4 protein-coding genes are annotated in these 3438 nt (G+C 48.6%); 3 read left to right on the plus strand and 1 reads right to left on the minus strand.

From position 1 onward, the window contains the following. From A4E54_RS02950 to A4E54_RS02960, 3 genes are all read left to right on the plus strand, one after another. The coding region (locus A4E54_RS02950; protein ID WP_286724264.1) for a ferritin family protein at window positions 1–255 on the plus strand (255 nt) is incomplete at its 5' end. Beyond that, the gene (locus A4E54_RS02955; protein WP_286724266.1) at window positions 255–566 is read left to right on the plus strand and encodes a spore coat protein; all 312 of its coding nucleotides are present in this window, start codon (window positions 255–257) and stop codon (window positions 564–566) included. The genes A4E54_RS02950 and A4E54_RS02955, both read left to right, overlap by 1 nt. A 110-nt stretch (window positions 567–676) precedes the next feature. Continuing rightward, window positions 677–2101 (plus strand): FMN-binding glutamate synthase family protein, encoded by a 1425-nt coding sequence (locus A4E54_RS02960; protein ID WP_286724268.1) that lies wholly within the window; start codon window positions 677–679, stop codon window positions 2099–2101. A 41-nt stretch (window positions 2102–2142) separates the two neighbouring features. Here A4E54_RS02960 and A4E54_RS02965 read toward each other — a convergent pair. Next, on the minus strand, window positions 2143–3438 hold a 1296-nt coding region (locus tag A4E54_RS02965), incomplete at its 5' end, for a citrate/2-methylcitrate synthase (protein WP_286724271.1).

A 3438-nucleotide genomic window follows, 5' to 3' on the forward strand; every position in this document is an offset into this window, starting at 1 on the left:
AAAAATAAAAAAAAGTCAGGAGGGGAAAAAATGGAGCAGCTAACCCAGATGGAATTGCTACAGCTTGAGGAATTATTGAGAGCGGAAGAACTGGCGGTGAAAAAGAGTGACTTTTTCGCGGACAACTGCCAAGACGCGGATTTAAAGAAAATTTTTCAAGAAAGCAGCAGAGTTCACCAGGGACACCTGGATGGGCTTCTTGGGCAGCTACGCAGCTTAAACGGTAAAACAGCGACAGGGGGCTCACTAATATAATGCCGCGCACAAGAAAAGGAGATGATTTGCTGGTGACTCTTGACGACAGGGACATGATCACAGACGCTTTGTTCATGCAGAAGCAGCTTATTGACACTTACATGACGGCTGAGCGTGAGTCCGCAAACAGTCACTTAAGAGAAGCGCTGCATGATTTTCACCAGGAGGAAGAAAACCTGCATGCGAAAATATTTCACAGCATGCACCAGCGGGGCTGGTATAAGACCCCGGTAGCCGGTCAGCAGGCTATTGAAAACGCTATTATTAACTGGGAGCAAAAACTGGTGAAACAACCGGAGCTGAGAGCGTAGCAGACCTCTTAATGATACCCCGTCAGACGATAATATGTCCGACGCGCTAAAAACGTCTGCCGGAAAAACGAAGCCATTACGCAAAATACCCAAAGGGCAGGTGATCTTTTTTGTTTGCATGGCTGACACGTAAAATTACCAACGCCGTCTCCGACAGCATGATGAGCCGGATGCTTCAGGACCCGTATACGGAAAATATTTATTCCATGTTTCCGATCGCAAATAAAATAGGTTTCAGAAACATTGTTGAGGCGAGCATGAGAGCAGAGTCCGGGAAGCCCATTGAGCGCCCTTTGGGAAGCCCGGTGGTTCTCTCTCCCTGGGAAAAACTTCTGTTTAATCCCGTCCACCTTTTCAAAATGCCGACTCAAGACGGTGTGGGAATTCATACGAGTGTGACTATCGGTCCCAGAGCTAAAAAACCGCTGCGTCTGGAAATTCCAATTCTCGTCAGCGGCATGTCCTACGGCGGCGCGCTCAGCTTAAAAGCAAAAGTGGCATTGGCCCGGGGGTCGTCAATGGCGGGAACAGCCACAAATTCCGGTGAGGCCCCCTTGGTCGAGGAAGAAAGAAAAGAAGCCCGTTATTTCATTGGCCAGTACAATCGCGGCGGCTGGATGAATACACCGGAACAGCTGTCCCAGCTTGACGCTATTGAGATTCAACTTGGGCAGGGGGCGCAGGCCGCCGCGCCGATGAGCACAGAATCCACTCAAATCGGCAAAGACCTCCGCAAGGCCAAAAATCTAGAGCCCGGAGAAGACGCGATAATCCATTCACGCCTAAAAGATGTAAACAACGTGCAGGACTTTATCAAACTGGTGGACAACCTGCGCCATGATTACGGTGTGCCCGTGGGTCTTAAATTCGCGGCAACCCATCACCTGGAAAAAGAGCTGGACATTGCGGTGGAAGCCGGAGTGGATTATATCGTTATAGACGGTTCAGAGGCAGGGACCCACGGCGGACCGACAATCCTGCAGGATGACGTGGGCTTGCCCACTTTACACGCCTTGTCCAGAACGGTAAAACATCTCGATAAATTAGGCGCGAAAGATTATACCAGCGTGATCGCCGCCGGCGGGCTGGTCAATCCCGGGCACTTCTTAAAAGCCATGGCGCTTGGCGCAAACGCCGTATACATCGGTTCGATAGCGCTGATTGCCATGCTGCAGACTCAGATGAACAAAGCCCTGCCCTTTGAACCTGCCCCGCAAGTGCCTTTGTACCTGGGAAAGTTCAAAGAAGATTTACGCGTCGATAAAGCCGCGGAACATCTGGCAAAATTTTTGAAGTCCTGCGTGGAAGAAATGAAGCTGGCGGCTTACGCTCTGGGCAAAACCGATCTGGCTCAATTCTCCCGGGAGGACATGGTCTGCGTGGACAAGGATTTAGCCTGGTTTTTAGATCTGGATTATGCCGGCTTTTCTCACGAAGAACAACAACTTGCCCGGGAAATTCACCAAACTATACCTGACTGGCCGGCAGACAGAGCAGAGGAGCAGGAGTCTCCCGTTATTAAAAACATTCACTAGAATTTTATAGCAAGCAGAACTTCTGCTCTTATTTTATTACTTTATCTTTCAGCCATGGCCGTATAGTTGCGTTTTTGGGAAACGCTCTTGTATGCCGGCCTGATGATCTTGCCGTCGTTGACGATTTCTTCGATACGGTGCGCGCTCCAACCGGCTATTCTGGAAATAGCGAAGATCGGTGTGAACATCTCCGGGGGGATGTCCAGCATTCGGTAAACAAATCCCGAATAAAAATCAACATTCGCGCTTACACCTTTATACATTTTACGGTACTTTGCGATAACTTCAGGCGCCAGCTGCTCAACCTTTAAGTAGAGGTTATATTCATCTTCCAGGCCCTTCTCCATCGCAAGCCGGGCGATATGTTCCTTAAAAATGACGGTCCGTGGATCAGATATTGAGTAAACGGCATGTCCGATACCGTAAATCAGCCCTGAACGGTCAAAAGCTTCTTTATTGATTAATTTGGCAAGATAGCTTTCAATCTCTTCGTCATCATGCAAATCCCTCACTGTTTGCTTCATATCCTCAAACATCTGAATAACCTTGATGTTGGCTCCCCCATGTCTCGGCCCTTTCAGCGACCCGAGCGCCGCGGCTATTACAGAGTACGTGTCTGACCCGGACGATGTCACTACATGCGTCACAAAGGATGAATTGTTGCCCCCGCCGTGCTCGGCATGAAGAACTAAAGCAAGATCAAGCAGCGCCGCTTCAAGCTTTGTGAAACTGCTGTCCGGTCTTAACATGTGCAGGATATTTTCCGCGGTGCTGAAATCCGGCCGCGGACTGTGTATATACAGGCTGTTGTTTCCGTGGTAATGAGAGTATGCCTGATAGCCATAAACCGCGAGTGACGGGAAACAAGCGATTAGCCTGACGCATTGTCTTAAGACATTTTTAATGGAAGTGTCATCCGCGTTGTCGTCAAAACTATATAGAGCCAGCACGCCCCTTGCCAGCACATTCATCATGTCCCTGCTCGGCGCTTTCAAAATCATATCGCGGACAAAATCCTCGGGCAGCTTTCTATACTCGGAGAGAAGCCGCTCAAAATCCATCAATGTTTCCTTATTGGGGAGATCTCCAAAGAGCAGCAAAAAACAAGTTTCTTCAAAACCATAGCGGCCGTCTTCAAGGAAACCTTTTACGATATTATTAATATCTATACCCCTGTATATTAATCTGCCCGCGACAGGAATAGTTTCATTTTCATCAATTATATAGGCGTGAACCTCGCCGATCTCTGTCAGACCCACAAGCACGCCCTTCCCGTTTAAATCACGCAGCCCTCTTTTTACGTTATATTTACTGAATAACTCAGGTTCAATAAAGTT

It is taken from the genome of Pelotomaculum sp. PtaB.Bin117, from assembly GCF_002067195.1.
Lineage (GTDB): Bacteria > Bacillota > Desulfotomaculia > Desulfotomaculales > Pelotomaculaceae > Pelotomaculum_D > Pelotomaculum_D terephthalicicum.